General features: G+C 58.8%; 14 protein-coding genes. 8 read left to right on the forward strand and 6 right to left on the reverse strand.

Annotation, left to right across the window (positions count from 1 at the left end; translation table 11 throughout):
- Positions 1-22 precede the first annotated feature (22 nt).
- Both ACR1XU_RS01805 and ACR1XU_RS01810 read left to right on the forward strand, forming a co-directional pair.
- Positions 23-1,243 carry an N-acetylmuramoyl-L-alanine amidase gene (locus ACR1XU_RS01805; protein WP_480907385.1) on the forward strand — a complete coding sequence of 407 codons (1,221 nt, stop codon included), beginning with the start codon at positions 23-25 and terminating at the stop codon, positions 1,241-1,243.
- A gap of 95 nt (positions 1,244-1,338) precedes the next feature.
- On the forward strand, positions 1,339-3,828 hold the full coding sequence (locus tag ACR1XU_RS01810; protein ID WP_480907384.1) for a penicillin-binding protein 1A: 2,490 nt from the start codon (positions 1,339-1,341) through the stop codon (positions 3,826-3,828).
- Between the two features lie 22 nt (positions 3,829-3,850).
- On the opposite strand, the gene ACR1XU_RS01815 is transcribed toward ACR1XU_RS01810, so the two are convergent.
- On the reverse strand, positions 3,851-4,210 hold the full coding sequence (locus ACR1XU_RS01815; protein WP_480907383.1) for an aminoglycoside phosphotransferase family protein: 360 nt from the start codon (positions 4,208-4,210) through the stop codon (positions 3,851-3,853).
- Between the two features lie 130 nt (positions 4,211-4,340).
- Between ACR1XU_RS01815 and prfB the strand changes: the two genes are divergently transcribed.
- From prfB to ACR1XU_RS01830, 3 genes are all read left to right on the forward strand, one after another.
- Positions 4,341-5,468, forward strand: coding sequence for a peptide chain release factor 2 (prfB, locus tag ACR1XU_RS01820; protein ID WP_170610394.1), 1,128 nt, complete (start codon positions 4,341-4,343; stop codon positions 5,466-5,468).
- Between the two features lie 186 nt (positions 5,469-5,654).
- A complete protein-coding gene (locus ACR1XU_RS01825; protein WP_480907381.1) occupies positions 5,655-7,055 on the forward strand; it encodes an amidase in 1,401 nt (466 codons plus the stop codon).
- 24 nt (positions 7,056-7,079) lie between these two features.
- Positions 7,080-7,862, forward strand: a complete 783-nt coding sequence (locus ACR1XU_RS01830) for a DUF2189 domain-containing protein (protein WP_480522480.1) — start codon at positions 7,080-7,082, stop codon at positions 7,860-7,862.
- Between the two features lie 28 nt (positions 7,863-7,890).
- Here ACR1XU_RS01830 and ACR1XU_RS01835 read toward each other — a convergent pair whose 3' ends face one another.
- The 3 genes from ACR1XU_RS01835 to ACR1XU_RS01845 all read right to left on the reverse strand — a co-directional run bounded on the left by ACR1XU_RS01835 (position 7,891) and on the right by ACR1XU_RS01845 (position 11,314).
- The gene (locus ACR1XU_RS01835) at positions 7,891-8,619 is read right to left on the reverse strand and encodes a helix-turn-helix domain-containing protein (protein ID WP_480713475.1); all 729 of its coding nucleotides are present in this window, start codon (positions 8,617-8,619) and stop codon (positions 7,891-7,893) included.
- A gap of 315 nt (positions 8,620-8,934) precedes the next feature.
- Positions 8,935-9,495 (reverse strand): acetolactate synthase small subunit, encoded by a 561-nt coding sequence (gene ilvN, locus ACR1XU_RS01840; RefSeq protein WP_170610415.1) that lies wholly within the window; start codon positions 9,493-9,495, stop codon positions 8,935-8,937.
- Positions 9,496-9,562: 67 nt separating this feature from the next.
- Positions 9,563-11,314: an acetolactate synthase 3 large subunit gene (locus ACR1XU_RS01845; RefSeq protein WP_170610417.1), complete on the reverse strand. Its 1,752-nt coding sequence runs from the start codon at positions 11,312-11,314 to the stop codon at positions 9,563-9,565.
- A gap of 422 nt (positions 11,315-11,736) precedes the next feature.
- On the opposite strand from ACR1XU_RS01845, the gene ACR1XU_RS01850 reads away from it, so the two are divergent.
- Positions 11,737-12,582 (forward strand): HalD/BesD family halogenase, encoded by an 846-nt coding sequence (locus tag ACR1XU_RS01850; RefSeq protein ID WP_170610419.1) that lies wholly within the window; start codon positions 11,737-11,739, stop codon positions 12,580-12,582.
- 50 nt (positions 12,583-12,632) lie between these two features.
- Positions 12,633-13,022 carry a bleomycin resistance protein gene (locus ACR1XU_RS01855; RefSeq protein WP_480907379.1) on the forward strand — a complete coding sequence of 130 codons (390 nt, stop codon included), beginning with the start codon at positions 12,633-12,635 and terminating at the stop codon, positions 13,020-13,022.
- 70 nt (positions 13,023-13,092) lie between these two features.
- On the opposite strand, the gene ACR1XU_RS01860 is transcribed toward ACR1XU_RS01855, so the two are convergent.
- Together ACR1XU_RS01860 and ACR1XU_RS01865 are read right to left on the reverse strand one after the other, a co-directional pair.
- Positions 13,093-13,740, reverse strand: coding sequence for a response regulator transcription factor (locus ACR1XU_RS01860; protein ID WP_170610423.1), 648 nt, complete (start codon positions 13,738-13,740; stop codon positions 13,093-13,095).
- On the reverse strand, positions 13,737-15,170 hold the full coding sequence (locus ACR1XU_RS01865; protein ID WP_170805522.1) for a cache domain-containing protein: 1,434 nt from the start codon (positions 15,168-15,170) through the stop codon (positions 13,737-13,739). Before ACR1XU_RS01865 ends, ACR1XU_RS01860 begins: the two co-directional genes overlap by 4 nt.
- A 248-nt stretch (positions 15,171-15,418) precedes the next feature.
- Between ACR1XU_RS01865 and ACR1XU_RS01870 the strand changes: the two genes are divergently transcribed.
- Positions 15,419-16,501 (forward strand): TRAP transporter substrate-binding protein, encoded by a 1,083-nt coding sequence (locus ACR1XU_RS01870; protein ID WP_170610429.1) that lies wholly within the window; start codon positions 15,419-15,421, stop codon positions 16,499-16,501.
- The last annotated feature ends 44 nt before the right edge of the window (positions 16,502-16,545 follow it).

Consider the following 16,545-nt stretch of genomic DNA (forward strand, 5'->3'; position numbering starts at 1 on the left):
GATCTCGGGAAAACTTGAGGCCATGAGCAGACTTTTCTATGCCTTCGCGCTGATCTGGGCGCTGACGGGCGCTGTCGCAGCGCAGGATTTCAGCGCCCTTGCGCGCGTGCAGCCGGACCAAAGCCGTATCTCGGATGTCGGCCGAACCGGCGTGAAGGTGGATATCGGGCTGAGCCAGGGCGTGCCTTACCGCGTTTTCACATTGCGGGATCCGTATCGCATGGTGCTTGACTTCCGCGAGGTCGACTGGACCGGTCTGATCAGCAGTGAATTCCTGCAATCCGAACGGATCAGTGGGGTGCAGTTCGGCACTTACGTCCCCGGCTGGTCCCGTCTGGTTCTGGAACTTGGTGCGCCGATGGGTGTCGATACGGCGCAGTTGAAGCTGGATCAGATGACGGGCACTGCGGTGTTGTCCCTTATGCTCAAGGGGGTCGAGTTCGACGTATTCAATGCCAGCGCCGGTGCTCCTCAGGTTCCCGGTTGGGATTTGCCGGAAGCGACCGCCCCACTTCCGGCGGCGCCGCGTGATCCTGACGGACCCATTCGCGTCATGCTGGACCCTGGACATGGCGGCATCGACCCGGGGGCCGAGGTTGGCGGCACCGATGAAAAAACCCTGATGCTGACCTTTGCGCGCGAACTGAAAGAGCTATTGCTGCGTTCAGGCGGGTATGAAGTGGTTTTGACCCGCGTCGAGGACCAGTTTGTTTCGCTGGAGCGGCGAATTGCGCTGGCGCATCGGGCCGGTGCCGATGTGTTCATCTCGCTGCACGCGGATTCCCTGTCGGACGGGCAGGCGCATGGTGCGGCCGTGTATACCCTGTCAACTGACGCATCGGATGTTGCCAGCCAGAAACTTGCGGAACGTCACGACCGGGGCGACCTTCTCTCGGGGGTGGATCTGAACGGGGCCGACGATCAGGTGGCGGACGTTTTGCTGGACATGGCCCGTCAGGAAACCAGACCGCGCACCAACGCATTGGCGCGGGCTTTGGCCAATGGCATGGCGCAGCAAGGTGGTCCGATGAACCGGCGGCCCGTCCGTACGGCCTCTTTCTCGGTTCTCAAGGCGGCGGACATTCCCTCGGTGCTGGTCGAACTGGGTTTTCTTTCCAGCCCCAGAGACCTGAAAAACCTGCAAAATTCCGAATGGCGCGCGCAAATGGCGCGTGGGATTTACAACGGTCTGGAAAACTGGCGACAGCAGGATGTGATCAGACGCTCATTGATTGGCCAGTGACCCCGCGTCGCAAACAGGCTAGAATACGCCATGGTGTTTTGACCTGGCGTGGGGCCGACACTATATAGGCCGCACCGCGAGTAAAAGGCAGTACAGTGATCCGGTTCATTCTTTCGTTTTTCGGGGCGATCTTCAGCCTCGTGACCCTGGGTATCTTCATGGCGGCACTGGTCATCGGTGCGGTCTTCTGGATGTATGGGCGCGACCTGCCCAGTCATGAATCGCTGGCCCAGTACAAGCCGCCCACGATCAGCAGGATTTATTCCGGCAAAGGGCAGCTGATCGACGAATTCGCCCAGGAGCGCCGCCTGTTCACGCCGTCCGAGGAAATCCCGGATCTGGTGAAGCAGGCCTTTATTTCGGCGGAAGATAAGAATTTCTACACCCATCAGGGCTATGACCCGCGCGGGATAATTGCTGCGGGTGTCGAAGCGGTGAAATCCAAAGGTGAAAACGTGCGCGGCGCGTCCACCATCACGCAACAGGTCATGAAGAACTTTCTGTTGTCCGGCGACCGGCAGGCCGAACGCAAGATCAAGGAAATCATCCTTGCGACCCGGTTGGAAGACACTCTGGACAAGGAACAGATCCTCGAACTTTACATGAACGAGATCTTTTTGGGCCAGAACTCTTACGGTGTGACGGCAGCAGCACAGACGTATTTCAACAAGACGCTGCAGGAACTGGCCCCGCATGAGGCCGCCATGTTGGCCGCCATGCCGAAGGCGCCGTCAAACTACCATCCGGTTTTGCAAAAGGAACGCTTGCTGGCGCGTCGCGACTACGTGCTGCGGGAAATGAACCAGAACGGCTACATTGACCGGGCTACCTATGAGGCCGAGGTCAACATGCCTTTGCGCTCGGTACAGAACGGCGACTTTGAAAGCTTCCGCACCGCATTGCCGCCCCGTGACTATTTCACCGACGAAATCCGCCGCCAGCTGAGCGAGGATTTCGGCGAGGGTGAATTCTTTACCGGCGGTTTCACTGTGCGTGCGTCGGTGGACGAGGAAATGCAGGTCGAAGCTGCCAAGGCCCTGCGCACGGCCCTGCAGAAATACGACCGCTCGCGCGGGAAATGGCGCGGTACGGGTGAGGTGATCCCGGAAGAAAAACTGGCCGAGGAAGCCCAGTGGCGCGAGGCGCTGGCCATCATGGAAATTCCGCGCGATGTCGAATTGCCGACCCAATGGTATCCGGCTGTTGTGATGAATGTGGCCGATCAGTCGCTGACCGTGGGTATCGAAAACGGTCCGGCAGACGGAACCATTCCACGCGAAGACATCAAATGGATGCAGGGCAGTTTCAAGGACAATTTCAAGCGCGGCGATGTCATTCTGGTGATGGCCGGGGAAGAAGGGCAGTGGTCTGCCCGCCAAGTGCCTGAGGTGCAGGGCGGTTTCGTCGCGATGGATGTGAACTCGGGCCGTGTTCTGGCGATGCAGGGCGGGTTCTCGTATCAGGATTCGGTGTTTAACCGTGCCACGCAGGCTCAGCGTCAGCCGGGGTCCAGCTTTAAGCCTTTCGTCTATGCCGCCGCGCTGGACAGTGGTTACAGTCCCGCCACCATCGTTGTGGACGCCCCGATCGAGGTGAACACGCCGCAAGGTCTCTGGCGGCCCAAGAACTCGTCGAACAAATTCTACGGGCCAACACCGCTGCGCACCGGGATCGAACAGTCGCGGAACCTCATGACCATCCGTCTAGCCCAGGAGGTGACGATGCCGGTGGTTGCGGGATATGCCGAACGGTTTGGTGTTTATGACCGAATGGGCGCGTTCCTTGCGAACTCGCTGGGATCGGAAGAAACGACGCTGTACAAGATGGTCGCCGCCTATGCGATGTTCGCCAACGGCGGCGAGCGGGTCGAACCCACTCTGGTCGACCGTATCCAGGACCGGTTCGGAAAGACGATCTACCGGCATGATGACCGGCAGTGTCTGGACTGCAACTCAACCTGGCTGGAACTGGATGAGTCGCCGCAGATCGTGACCGATCGCGAACAGGTTATGGATGCCATCACCGCCTATCAGTTGACGTCTATGATGAAAGGCGTGGTTGATCGCGGCACTGCGTCGCGTGTTGTCAACCTGCCGGTGCCGACTGCCGGCAAGACCGGCACCACCAACGAATCCAAGGACGCCTGGTTTATCGGCTTCACCTCGAACATCGTGGCCGGCTGCTATATCGGCTACGACCGGCCGCGTCCGATGGGCAGTGGCGCCTATGGCGGTACGATGTGCGGGCCGGTCTTCCAAAGTTTCATGGAAAAGGCGGTCGAGAAATATGGCGGCGGTCCGTTCGAAGTTCCGCCAGGCGGGCACTTCATCAAGATTGACCGTTTCAGCGGGGCGCGCTTGCCAGAGGATGCGGTCGGGGAATATGTGGTTGCCGAGTATTTCCGCGACGGTGTCGATGGCTTCATAGACCGGATTTTCGATGGCGGCTTTGCCATGGGATCCGATTTGCCATTGTTCGAAGAAGTCAGCGGATCGGGTCGGCAGGTGACAACTTCCACCGGAAGTACAGTTACGGTCGGACCCAACGCAAGCCAGGGTGATCTGCAGGGGGGCGGACTGTACTAGTCCGCAACTTGTAGGAATAGGTTCAACAGGTCAGTTCGCTGTCATCGGTAATCTGTTCACAAGACCGCCAGCAGATCGATAGCGCACATTTGGCAGCAGCCCATTTGGCAAGCCGTTTGCATGGTACGCCCAATGCGTCCGAATAGAGCCACAGGCAGTGGCTGATTTGCGAAGGCTCGCGTACAAGTTCCGGCATGCCTTTTGGATGTCGCAGAGCGTTTGCCAGTTCGAAAGCGGCATCCCCCAGATATCCCTTGGCATCTATAACCCGAGGACCGGCATCCGATAGTAGCACGTTGTCGGTATGCAGATCGCCATGAAGCGGGTCGTGCGTGTGCTGACTGCTTAACAGATCTAGGGCCAGCCCCGTGTCCGCAAGCAACGCGACGCGTGTCAGGCCCCAACTGTCAAAAACTCGCCCGACGCATCCTTCATTCGCATCTCACTTGTCTTGTGGTGGCTCTCGCCTCTTGCTATCACGCAGGCCTGATTGAGCAAGTTGGGACAAAACCATGCGCGCCGAAACCCAGAATATTGTGGCGGAAATAGAAAAGTCGCTGGAGCTGCTGGCGAAGCGCATGGATTACGAAACGGCGCCGCACCGGCTTGAGGAATTCAACGCACGCGTCGAAGACCCGAACCTGTGGGACAACCCGGAGAACGCTCAGAAGCTGATGCGCGAACGCCAGATGCTGGTCGATGCCATCGAAACCTACGAGTCGATCAAGACCGACCTGAGTGACAATGTCGAACTGATCGAACTGGGCGAGATGGAAGAGGACGAAGAAGTCGTTGCCGACGCCGAGGACGCTATCAGGAAACTGAAGGCCAAGGCCGCCAAGAAAGAGCTTGAGGCCCTGCTGGATGGCGAGGCAGACGGCAATGACACGTTCCTTGAGATCAACTCGGGCGCGGGGGGCACCGAAAGTTGTGACTGGGCCTCGATGCTGGCGCGGATGTATGTGCGCTGGGCCGAGAAAAAGGGCTATACGGTCGAATTGCAGTCCGAGACCGCGGGTGAAGAGGCGGGGATAAAGTCTGCCGCTTACAAGATATCTGGCCACAACGCCTATGGCTGGCTGAAATCGGAAAGCGGGGTGCACCGGCTTGTGCGCATCTCGCCCTATGACTCGGCGGCCAAGCGGCACACGTCGTTCAGCTCCGTCTGGGTCTATCCGGTGGTTGACGACAATATCGAGATCGAGGTGAACCCGTCGGACATCCGCATCGATACTTACCGCTCTTCGGGTGCCGGTGGTCAGCACGTGAACACCACGGACTCGGCGGTTCGGATTACGCACATCCCCACGGGCATCGTAGTGACCTCGTCCGAGAAGTCGCAGCATCAGAACCGTGACATCGCCATGAAGGCGCTGAAATCGCGCCTGTACCAGCAGGAACTGGACCGTCGCAACGCCGATATCAACGCGGCGCACGAAGCCAAGGGCGATGCCGGGTGGGGCAATCAGATCCGGTCTTACGTGTTGCAGCCTTATCAGATGGTCAAGGACTTGCGGACCAATCACGAAACCTCGGACACCAAAGGGGTTCTGGACGGTGATCTGGATGGGTTTATGGCAGCCACGCTGGCCCAGAACGTTGCCGGCAAAAGCCGGTCCGAAGCGCAGGGCGACGGCTGATCACAAGGGGGCTCTGCCCCCGTCGCGGTGGGCCGCGACTCCCCCGGGATATTTTTGGCCAGATGAAGCGGATCCGTCGGGGTGCCTGGGGGTCCCGAAAAGATACATGTAAACAGTGGGTTTAATTGGCAGGTTGCCCCGGCTAGGCTGGTGGCGACCACGTTGTATCTGAGCTAATGAACTCCCATGGATCTGAGCCAAACTTCCGCCGTTGCATTGCTGTCTGCGCTGTCCTCGGGGCAATTGACGGCTGCTGAGTTGATGCGCGAAACCTTGCATCGGATTTCCAGCGTTAATGGAGAGGTCAATGCCATCGTCGCCCTGCGCGATGAGGATGAGTTGATGTCCGCGGCTGAGGCGCTGGATGCCGGTCCCCGGCGCGGCCCGCTGCATGGACTGCCCATGGCGGTCAAGGATCTGGTCAATGTGGCCGGGATTGTGTCGTCTCATGGATCGCCGATTTACCGAAACAACGTGCCCGAGCGGGACGATCTGATCGCAGAAAGATTGCGGGCTGCCGGTGCCATTGTGATCGGCAAAACAAATACACCCGAGTTCGGGCTGGGATCGCATACGTTCAATCCGGTGTATGGCGCCACGCGCAACCCGTACGACCCCGCCCGAACCTGCGGCGGTTCGTCCGGTGGCGCGGCGGTGGCGCTGGCAACGGGTATGGTGGCCTTGGCGGATGGCTCGGACATGATGGGCAGCCTTCGCAACCCGGCGGCCTGGAACAATGTATACGGGTTCCGGCCAAGCTGGGGCCGGGTTCCGAGTGAACCGATCGGAGACGGTTTTCTGCATCAGCTTTCGACATTGGGCCCCATGGCCCGCAGCCCGCAAGATTTGGGTATTTTGCTGGACGTCATAGCAGATCCGGATGCACGTCAGCCATTGTCTGTTGATGGTGGAGCTGTATCACCTGTGCAGCCGGTTGATCTCACCGGTTTGCGTATTGGCTGGCTGGGTGACTGGGGCGGTGCGTTTCCGTTCGAAACCGGGATCGCCGATCTGTGCCAGTCGGCGCTGACCGTGTTTTCGGATTTGGGCGCGGACGTCGAAGAATCAAACCCGCCTTTTGACGCAAGCCAGATCTGGGACAGCTGGATTACACTGCGATCGTGGAGCGTTGCGGCTGGGCTTTTGGAACTGTCCGAGCATCGGGACGTGCTGAAGGATACCGCACAATGGGAGCTGGATCGGGGACTGGCGCTGAGTGCGATGGACGTGCATCACGCCAGCGTTCTGCGATCCGAGTGGTATCGATGTGCCGCCCGTTTGTTTGAGACGTATGATGCGCTGGTGCTGCCAACGGCCCAAGTGTGGCCTTTTGCCGTCGAAACTGCGTATCCGACCGAAATAGCCGGGCAGGCGATGGACACCTATCACCGCTGGATGCAGGTCGTCACTCCGGTCAGCCTGATCGGGTTGCCCTGCCTGTCGGTTCCTGTGGGTTTTGGAGAGAACGGTCTGCCAATGGGAATGCAGATTTTCGGGCCGCGCGGCGCGGATGCAAAGCTTTTGTCCATCGGGGCAAGCTATCACGATGCAACCGGCTGGCCCCAAAAACGACCGGCCCTGCAATAGGGTCGCTGGGGAGGAGAGACAGACATGGAAAAACCCTTTGGTGTTCCGGTAATGCAGCAGGCCGATACGGCGATGCTGCGGCAGGCTATTCATCAGGCATGGGCCGATTATCGTCGGGCGCCGGTGTTCGGGATTCTGTTCGCGGGATTCTACGTGTTGGCCGGGTGGGCAATGGCATGGGTCACCCTGAAAACTGGAACCACCTACTGGCTTGTTCTGGCCGCGATCGGTTTCCCGCTGCTTGGGCCATTTGCGGCGGTTGGACTGTACGAAGTATCCCATCGGCTTGAGCAGGGAGAACCGCTGGATTTCGGGTCGATTTTTGGCGTGGTGCTGCAGCAGGGCCGCCGCCAGTTGCCCTCAATCTGTGCGATCATCGTGGTGATGTTTCTGTTCTGGTTCTTTCTGGGGCACATGATTTTCGCTTTGTTCATGGGGCTTTCCACCATGACGAATGTCTCTTCCTCGATTGAGGTGTTTTTGACTGCGAACGGATTGGCGATGCTGGCCATCGGCTCGATCGTTGGCGCAATATTCGCGACCGTGCTGTATATGATCACCGTACTTTCGATTCCGATGCTGCTGGATCGCGAACTGGATTTCGTAACCGCCATGATCGCCAGCTTCGGCTATGTCCGTGACAACTTCCCGGTCATGATTGGATGGGGAATGTTTATTGCGGTTCTGACCTTTGTGGCGATGTTGCCTTGGTTTCTTGGGTTGTTTCTTGTGTTGCCGTTACTGGGGCACGCCAGTTGGCATCTGTACCGGCTGATCACGCAGGAACAGAATGCTGTTTCCGAGTAAGGCAGGGGGGCTTGTTCCGAGTACAGGATCAGAGCCAGGCGCGCGCGGCCCTTGCCGCGCCGAAGACAGCGGACCGATCCGATCCCAGATGCCGCAACATGATCCGCTGTGTCCCGCTGGGGTCCGTGGATGTGTCCGACAACCTGATTGCCACGCCCCGCAGTTGACCGGCCTGATCTCCGTAATGATGAGAGATCAGGAACATCCGGCTGTTTTGCGCGTCTCGCTGTGACATCAGGATGTAGATCTGACGACCAGCGCAGGCGGCAATGCCCTGAACCTCACGCTCTTTGGGCGGGGCCTCGGGCATGGTGGGACGAGGCTCGTAGCTGCGCACAAGCGTACATTGCGGCAGTCTGCGGGCGTAGAACAACCGATGCCGCAGCGCGGTGTGGCTGTCCAGCGCCGTTTCCGTCGCATAGTAGAATCCGGCAGGAAACAGGGTCTCGGGCAAGGTATTCGGGCCAGAACCCAGGAACTCGGTCAGGGCCGAGGCAGCCGGGTGGCGGAAAGGCTGGGCGATCTCGTCCAGTGGTTTCAGCAGGATACGGGCGTCGACTTTGAAAAAGCGGCAAATGCGGTCCAGTACGTCGGGCCTGGGAAAGCTCTCGCCGCCAAGATATCTGTTGTACTGCGTCCGGTTGATACCAAGCTGGCGGCAAAGCTCTGAGACCGAAGGGTACTGGTGAGACAGCAATCTCAGATTTGCGCCGAACATTCTGCGCAATTCAGCAGGGCTGCGGAAGTCATTCGTCATTCTCGTCCCGGAACTCACATATTCTTTTTGGAAACAAGGACACGTGCGGCTCATATGGCGCGCTGCCTCTGAAATCGTGACTAAACACCTGACGGACGTGTGGTCACGTCTCGTTGCGTGTAGAGGCTAACGCCCAAAGGAATAAACGCAATAGGCTAAATCGCCAATTGAGTGGTCTTATTCTTGATTTCCGAGGCGTATGACAATTGCACCGCACCCGCACCGACGTGCGCGTCTCAGTCAATCTAGTGCTAACCAAGGCCGGCTGGCCCGCCCCGGAGGCAATGATCTTGAGTCCGGAGCGGAGTTTTCAGGTCAGTCGCCGCGCAGCAGGGCGGCAACGCCAGTACGGGCGATCTCCAAAAGGCCCAGAGGACGCATCAGATCGGCGAAGGCGTCGATCTTGTCCGGGGCGCCGGTGATCTCGAATATGAAGGAATTCAGCGTGCTGTCGACCACGTTGGCACGGAAGATGTCCGCCAGACGCAGCGCTTCGACCCGCTTGTCGCCTTCGCCCACAACCTTGATGATCGCCAGTTCACGCTCGACCGAGGGACCTTCGACGGTCAGGTCATGCACGTCATGGACGGTAACGATCCGACCCAGCTGCGCCTTGATCTGCTCGATCACCTGCGGCGTGCCGGTGGTGACGATGGTGATACGGCTGAGATGGCCGGTATGATCCACCTCGGCCACTGTCAGGCTTTCGATGTTGTAACCGCGGCCCGAGAACAGCCCGATCACGCGGGCCAGAACACCCGGTTCGTTCTCGACCAGAACGGCGATCGTATGCTGTTCCTGCACGTCCGAGAAAGTCGGGCGTAGGTTGTAGGCCGAATGGCGGTTCGCGCCTTTTTTGATATGTAGGGCAGACATTTATGTCCCTTTCGTCATCACATAGTGCCGGGCACAAGAGGCGCCCGACAAAATTTGTCGATTTTTGTCAGACCAGAACCGACCCTTTGGAGTCGATGACGCCCTGCGTTTCGGCCTCGCCCAGCAGCATCTCATTGTGCGCCTTGCCCGACGGGATCATGGGGAAGCAGTTCTCGTGCTTTTCAACCAGACAGTCGAAGATTACCGGGCCGTCATAGTTGATCATCTCCATGATCGCATCATCCAGATCGGCCGGGTCAGTGCACAGGATGCCCTTGGCTCCGAAAGCTTCGGCGAGTTTGACGAAATCGGGCAGCGCTTCGGACCACGAATGGGAATAGCGTTCGCCATGCAGCAATTCCTGCCATTGACGTACCATGCCAAGACGTTCGTTGTTCAGGATGAACTGTTTCACCGGCAGACGATACTGCGCTGCGGTGCCCATTTCCTGCATGTTCATCAACCAGGATGCCTCTCCGGCAACGTTGATGACCAGCGCGTCGGGATGCGCCATCTGTACGCCGATGGAGGCGGGGAAGCCGTAGCCCATCGTGCCCAGGCCACCTGAGGTCATCCAGCGGTTGGGGTCTTCGAACCCAAGATACTGCGCGGCCCACATCTGATGCTGGCCCACTTCGGTTGTGATGTAACGGTCGTGGTCCTTCGTCAGTTCTTCCAGCCGTTGCAGCGCGTATTGCGGCTTGATGGTCTTTTCGCTGTTGGTATAGGCGAGGCAGTTGACCTTGCGCCACTCATCGACCTGAGCCTGCCATTTCTTGACGGCAGCGGCATTGGTTTTGCGCCCGCGGGCTTTCCAGACTTTCAGAATGTCCTCAAGAACATGGGCGACGTCGCCAACAATCGGGATGTCCACACGGATCACCTTGTTGATCGACGAAGGATCAATGTCGATATGGGCTTTCTTGGACTTCGGCGAAAACGCATCGATCCGACCGGTGATCCGGTCGTCGAACCGCGCGCCGATATTGATCATCAGATCGCAATCGTGCATCGCCAGATTGGCTTCATAAAGTCCATGCATGCCCAGCATACCCAGCCAGTTCTTGCCCGACGCCGGATAGGCACCCAGCCCCATCAGGGTCGAGGTGATCGGAAAGCCCGTCGCGTCTACCAGTTCGCGCAGCAATTGGCTGGCGGCAGGGCCCGAGTTAATCACGCCGCCGCCGGTATAGAACACGGGCTTTTTCGCGGTTTCCATTGCCGCGACAAGTTCGGTGATCTCTTCCAGATCACCTTTCAGCACCGGTTGGTAATGCGAAGTCGAGGGCTTGGGCGGGCTGTATTCGCCCGAGGCGAACTGCACATCCTTCGGGATGTCGATCAGCACCGGACCGGGGCGGCCCGACTTGGCGACGTGAAAGGCCTCGTGCATGGTCGCGGCCAGGGAATCCGTGTCCTTGACCAGCCAGTTGTGCTTGGTGCAGGGGCGGGTAATGCCAACGGTGTCGGCCTCCTGAAAGGCGTCCGAGCCGATCATGAATGTGGGAACCTGACCGGTCAGAACGACGATCGGGATCGAGTCCAGCAATGCATCCGTCAGACCCGTTACCGCGTTTGTGGCACCGGGGCCGGACGTCACCAGCGCAACGCCGGGCTTCCCGGTCGAGCGGGCATAGCCTTCGGCTGCATGAACCGCGCCCTGTTCGTGACGTACCAGGATGTGGCGAATGTCGTTTTGCAGAAAGATCTCATCATAGATCGGTAGCACGGCGCCGCCGGGGTATCCGAATACTGTGTCCACGCCCTGATCCTTGAGGGCCTGAACCACCATCTTTGCGCCGGTCATCTCACGTGTCATCTGCTTTGCTCCGTTCGCGACATGTGTCTTGCGTTTGACAAAAAAAAGCCCCCGAGAGTGTCGGAGGCGCATGGGTTCGATTATGGTTTACCGTTACCGGCCCATGCGCGTGGTTCCTACGATTACGACTAGCGTTTTCATCGCCAGAGGCTCCTTCTTTGCGTGGGGGGACATTATGAGCGAGGGGAAGGGGCGTCAACAGGCAATTGTGCCAATTTTCTATCTCAGGGCAGGGTTTTTGCGACATTTTGTTGCGCAGATTGCCGCATGCCCGGAATTTCCGTGAAATCGGGCCGGTTGGGGTCAATCCTTGCCATGTCAGCAGTGGTCTAATTGCGTCAGCCCCATGTCTGAAATTGACATGAGAGGTGCAATTGTCTGGGTCACGCTGAACCCAGGTCAACAGTTTCAGGAGGCGAACCATGCTACAGGATTTGGTGGATCTGGGACGGTATCCGATCGACCGGCCGGACTCGCGCGCCTATGATCAGATGATCGCCGATCTGCGGCGGGATCTGGACAGGGACGGATGCGCGGTTTTGCCCGGGTTTGTGCATCAGGCGGGGCTGGACCTGCTGGTGCGCGAAGCCGATGCGGTCGCCCCCCAGGCACATCGCTCGTTCAACCGGACAAACGCCTATTTCACCAAGGACGATCCCCGGTTCGGGATCGGCCATCCGATACGACGTTTCTATGACCGATCAAACGCGTTTGTTCCGGCGGACAATTTCCCGGATTCCGGCCCCTTGCGCCGGATTTACGAATATGAAGGCTTCATGCCGTTCGTGCGGGATGCGCTTGACGAGTCCGAGGACCGGTTCTTCCGTTACGACGATCCCCTGGCGGACGTGATAATCAACGTGGTCGAGGAGGGGCAGGGCTTTCCGTGGCACTTTGATACCAACAATTTCACCGTTACGCTTGCCATCCAAAACGGCGAAACCGGCGGAACATTTGAATATGTGCCCAATTTGCGCACGGCAGAAGACGAGAATTTCAGCCAGGTGGCCTCGATACTGGATGGGAACCGGGCGCAGGTACGTGAACTGGAACTTCAGCCGGGGGATCTGCAGATATTCAAGGGGCGGTATGCGCTGCATCGGGTTGCCCCGGTCAAGGGCCCGCGCAACCGCTACGTCGGGATATTCTCGTTTGTCGAGACGGCCGGGATGTGCGGCGGGGTCGAAAGGACCCGGCAACTTTACGGTCGCGTTTTGCCGCATCATTATGAACGAGAAGGGAACCGGCGAGATCAGTTGCTGGATTGACCCCATGTCGGGATGTGAGAACCCGTGATCTATCGGCCGAAGGGAGCCTCATGCCGCGTATTTTGCAACTGACACCGTTTGTTTTGTGTTCTTCCTTAGATGCCCAGATCCGCTTCTACACCGAACGACTTGGGTTTACCTGCAATTTCAGGCAGGACAATTATGCCTTCCTGAGGCACGGAGCCGTCGCGATCCGCCTCTTGCAATGCCCACCACGCGATGATGGCCGCCCTTTGGGCGATGATCAGTCCTTTTACATCGATGTCGAGGGCATCGACGATCTGTTCGAAAGCCTGCGTGCGGGAGTGGCTGACCTGCCAGTGGGCCGCGTGCGCCCACCGTTTGACCAGCCCTATGAGCAGCGCGAATTCCACGTGATAGATGAAGACGGGACACTGGTTTTCTTTGGTGAGGACATCAGAGAGAGACCGCAGGGATAAACCCTCCCACCCATCGTCAATACGCCTTTGGCGTATCTCCCCGGTTGGGCCGGGCAGCGCTGCGCGCGTATCAAAAGCCGGGGCTTGTCCCCTGCAACATGCCATGTTCCAGCGCATAACGGGTCAGACCAGCTGTTGATGAGATGCCGAGTTTGCGCTTGATGTTCTTGCGGTGCGTTTCGACGGTGCGCACGGAAATATCCAGCGCATGCGCGACGTCCTTGTTCGATTTACCTTGCGCAAGCTCCAGCAGGATCGTCTGTTCCCGCCCGGTCAGCGCTTCGCGCGCGTTGTCGCCCTTGGGCTTCAGCGATCCGCTGGCCCCGGTGCACAGATATTGTTCGCCCTTCATCACCGCGTCGATGGCATGTTTTATCTCATCGGTCGGGACGTCTTTCAGGATGTATCCTTTCGCGCCATGGCTCAGGGCGGTCGAAATGTACTCGGGGCTATCATGCATGGACAGGATCAGGATACGAATGTCGGGCAGGCGTTCCAGAATGATTTCTGTGGCGCTGAGCCCGCCCATGCCCGGCATGTTGAGATCCATCAGAACAACGTCCGGGTTCAACCGCGCCGCCTGATCCACTGCGTCCTGCCCGCTGCCGAGGGTTCCGACGACTTCGATCCCGTCATAGCTTTCGAGGATGGACTGGATGCCTTCGGCGACCATGGGATGGTCATCAACGATAAGGACTCGGATTGTTTGCTCGGTCATGTCCCGGCCTTTCGGTTCGGTGTCGCGTCGTCCTGAGGGGACAAGAGGTGGCTGAGGGGCAGGTCGACGTCTATTACGGTTCCGCTTTGCGCGCCGCGTGATGACAGAATGCGCAGCGATCCGTCAAGCTGTTCGATACGCTCCTGCATATTACGCAATCCAATCCCGGCGCTGGACTGGTCCGGCCCGGTGCGCAGGCCGCAGCCATTGTCGGTGATGCGCATGGTCGCACCCTTCTTGTGCCCGCGCAGGTCGATTGTAACACGGGTCGCCCCGGAGTGACGTTCGATGTTGGTCAGTGCCTCCTGTGCGATACGGTAGAGCGCGATCTTGCTGTCCTGATCCAGTCGATTTCGGAAAACGACTGTGGTGAATTCGGTTTCAATCCCGGTGCGCTCGGCAAAATCGTCGGTCAGCGCCTTGAGGGCAGGGCCAAGGCCCAGATCGTCCAGTACTCCGGGACGCAGGTCCCGGCTGATGCGGCGGACTTCGGTGATGGCAGAGCCCAGGTTGTCGATCCCCTTGTCGAGCGGGTCCCGGGCACCGTCATCATCACCGCGAAGCAGACGTCGGCGCGCATTGTCCAGCGCGTATCGCACCCCGACCAGAATCTGGCTGATCCCGTCATGCAACTCGCGCGCCACGCGGCCCCGTTCTTCCTCTTGCGCGTCGAAAACGCGTTGGGTCAGCTCTTTCAGCTTGGCGTCCGCCAGCCGCCGCTCGCGGAAATTTAGCAACATGCCCGATGCGAACACGATCAGTACCGCCGCCAGAACAATACCGCCGATATACATGAATGTGCGCCGCACCCTCGCTTCGACCTCGGCCCTTGCGTTGGCGACCGTGGCGACGATGTCATCGATAAAAACGCCGGTGCCGACAACCCAGCGCCAGTCCTGCAATCCGACCACATAGGCTATCATCTGCGCCTCTTCCCCGGTCGAGGGCTTTTGCCACATGAAACTGTGCCAGCCTGCGCCCTGACGGGCCATGCGGATGAACTCATCCACGACAGGGGTGCCGTCACTGTCGGTCAGGCCAACCCAGTTGCGGTTGATGAACTCGGTCTGGCGCGGACTGACCAGATTGTTGCCGTCATAGTCATAAACAAAGAAGAACCCGTCCTTGCCATAGATCATGGCTGCCAGGATTTGCGTCACAAGACTTTTGGCCGTGTCATCATCAGGCTCGGCGCGACCATAGATGTAGGCAAATCCGTTGCGGGCCTGTGTGACGTAGTTGCGCAGTTCTTCCTTTTTGGCCTCGATCAGGCGCCGCTCAAGCGCCTGTATCTCGCTTTCGGCAGTTGCGCGCGATTCATAAGCAACGACCAAAGCAATCGCGGCCACTGCCAAAACCAAAGGTATTGCCGCAACAAGCGACAGCTTTTGCGCATAGGTGAGTGAGACCAGATGTCGAAGCCCTGCCATGTTCGAATCGATACGCAAGCCCGGCCGGAAAAGCAAAAGGATTGCGGGGACGGAAAAACGATTTGGCGGAAATTCAGCGGAATGGGCCTGAAAACACGGTATTTGGATCTGGCGAGATGAAAAAAACCTGATCGTCTACGTAGTACTTGGTATTCACATTCCCGCGACGACATTTAGGCTGACGCGCACCGAAAACGACTGACCCGGCTGTCGCCGGGTTTTTGAATATGTAGGGGAGGAACACTCATATGGATCGTCGTTCATTTCTGAAAACATCTGCTCTGGGCGGCTCGGCAGCTGCAGCCACCACGCTGGCGGCACCGGCTTACGCGCAGGGCAAGCGCACGCTGACCATGGTGACTTCGTGGGGTCGTGGTCTGGCTGGTGTTTTCGACAGCGCCCAGCGTTGCGCCGACAGCATCACGGCCATGTCGGATGGCAATCTGACCGTTGACATCAAAGCTGCAGGCGAACTGGTTGGCGCGTTCGAGGTGTTTGACGCGGTATCGTCAGGTCAGGCCGACATGTACCACGCCGCTGACTACTATTTCGTTGGTCAGCACCCGGGCTATGCCTTCTTTACCGCTGTTCCGTTCGGCATGACCGCGCAGGAAATGGTGAACTGGTACTACCAGGATGGCGGCATGGAGCTGCATGACGAACTGGGTCAGATCTTTGGTCTGAAGTCGTTCCTGGCCGGTAACACCGGTGCACAGGCGGGCGGCTGGTTCTCGAAAGAGATCAACAGCCCCGAAGATTTCAACGGTCTGAAGTTCCGCATGCCCGGTCTGGGCGGTAAAGCACTGGGTAAACTGGGCGCTTCGGTTCAGAACATTCCGGGTTCGGAAGTGTATCAGGCGCTGTCCTCGGGCGCGATTGACGGAACCGAGTGGATCGGTCCGTGGGCCGACGAAAAGGCCGGTTTCCAGGAAATCACCAAGGTTTACTACACCGCCGGCTTCCATGAACCGAATGCGGGCCTGTCGCTGGCAACCAACCGCGACGTGTTCGAAAGCCTGACACCCGCCCAGCAGAAGATCATCGAGATCGCTGCAGGCGAATGTCACCAGTGGAACCTGTCGCAGTTCCTGGCCAACAACGGTGCAGCACTGCAGCGTCTGCAGTCGGGTGGCGTCAAGGTCATGGAATTCCCTGACAGCGTCTGGGATGCATTTGGCCAAGCCAGCCAGGAAGTGCTGGACGAGAACATGAGCGACGAGCTGTTCAAGAAGATCCACGACAGCGCCGTTGCTTCGTCGACCGCGTCTTCGGCATGGCTCAACCTGTCGTCGGGCGTCTACACCTCGCAGCGCGACCGCGTCCGCGGCTAACATCCGGCTCACACTCACATGGTTCCCCCGCACACGCGGGGGAA

The sequence above is a fragment of the Ruegeria sp. D1(2025) genome (assembly GCF_056536425.1).